Source organism: Micromonospora sonneratiae (genome assembly GCF_042679305.1).
GTDB lineage: Bacteria > Actinomycetota > Actinomycetes > Mycobacteriales > Micromonosporaceae > Micromonospora_H > Micromonospora_H sonneratiae.
The window spans coordinates 1-1,722 of sequence record NZ_JBHTMP010000151.1 but is presented as its reverse complement, the minus strand read 5'-3'; the positions used below and the strand labels follow the sequence as shown (position 1 = coordinate 1,722).

1 protein-coding gene is annotated in these 1,722 nt (G+C 73.1%); it reads right to left on the bottom strand.

Annotated elements, in window-relative coordinates:
- Positions 1–1,722: type VII secretion protein EccCb (gene eccCb, locus ACFQ4H_RS34720; RefSeq protein ID WP_377579508.1), on the bottom strand; the 1,722-nt coding region annotated here is incomplete at both ends.

Here is a 1,722-nt window from a genome sequence, read left to right as displayed (position 1 = left end):
CTGCCGCGCCGGGTGCAGAGCGGCGCCCGCCGCCGGGGCAGCGACCCCGTGCAGGTGCCGCCCAGCAGCGGCCCCTCGGTCGGCGGGCAGGACAGCGCCACGTCCGGGGTGTTCAGTTCCTGGATGCGCCGCAGCAGTGGGTCCATCGACAGTCGCATCGCCCCGGCCGCGGCCCGCGCCACGACCACGTGCAGACCGATGTCGCCGCCCTGGGGCAGCAGCGGAATCAGGCCAGCCAGAGGGTTGTCGTGCCCGGCGAGTAGTTCGTAGTCGTCGACCAGGACGTACAGTTCGGGGCCGGCCCACCAGTCGCGGCTACGCAGTTGCTCGGGGGTGACGTCGGAGTTGGGCACCCGCGGCTTGAGGCCGGCCAGGGCCTCCGCCGCAGTGGCCCGGGTGCTGTCCGGCGAAACCGAGTAGCCCAGCCGGTAGGCCTCCGGTACGTCGTCGAAGAGCTGCCGCCGGTAGTCGACGGCCATGATGCGCGCCTGGGCCGGGGTGTGGCTGGCGACGACCGCCCGGGCGATGAGGCGCAGCATGTTCGTCTTGCCGCTCTCGGTGTCCCCCAGCACCGTCAGGTGCGGCATCATCCGGAAGTCGTGCCACACCGGCGCGAGCTGGTCCTCGTCCACACCGAGCGCGATGCGGGTGTCCTGCGGTGCCGGCAGCTCGGCCAGCGGCAGCGCGGCCGGCAGGGTACGTACCGCAGCGGCCCTCTCCCCGGTCCAGTTCTCCGCCACCGCAGAGACCAGTTGCTCCGTAGCCGTGGTGAGCCCCTCGGCCGACTGGACGCCGTCGATGCGCGGCAGCGCGCCGAGGAAGTGCAGCTTCGCCTCGGTCAGCCCGTGCCCAGGTGCTCGGGGCACCTGGGCAGCCGCCCGCAGGTCGATCCCGGACTCCACCGGGTCACCCAGGCGCAGTTCGAGGCGGGTACCGACCTTGTCCCGCATCGACATGTGCAGCTCCGACCAGCGACCCACGGAGATCATCACGTGTACCCCGTAGTTCAGACCGCGCGCCGCGATCTCCCGGGCCAGCTCCTCGGTCGCCTCGAACTCCTGGCGCAGCGTGAACCATCCGTCCACTACCAGGAACACGTCGCCGAACCGGTCCTGCGGGATACGGCCGTCGGCCTGGGCCTGCCGGTAGGCCTCCCGGCCGTGGATGCCCAGGTCCGCACAGCGGCGTTCCCGGTCGACCAGGATCGAGCGGACCTCGGCCACCGTGCGCCCCACCCGCTCCGGCTCGTGCCGGCCGGCTACCCCGCCCACGTGTGGTAGGCCGGTCAACCCGGCCAGCGAGCCGCCGCCGAAGTCGAGGCAGTAGAACTGCACCTGCCGCGGCGAGTGGGTCAGGGCCAGCCCGCACACGAGTGACCGCAGCAGGGTGCTCTTGCCGCTCTGCGGCCCGCCGGCCACGCCCACGTGCCCGCCGACCCCGGCCAGGTCCACCACGAGCAGGTCGCGCATCTGCTCGAACGGCTTGTCGATCAGACCGACCGGTACGTGCAGGTACGCCTGCTGGCCGACGTCGACCGGGCGCAGCCCGTACTCGGGGTCGGGCAGCAGCGGCGGCAGCACGTCGTCCAGGGTCGGTGCGTCCTCCAACGGCGGCATCCACACCTGGTGTGCCGGCGGCCCCTGGTCCACCAGCCGGTCCACCAGCGCGCGCAGCACGGTGGCACCGGTGTCGTCCGGCGCCGGCCCCGCTGCCTGGGCCGGC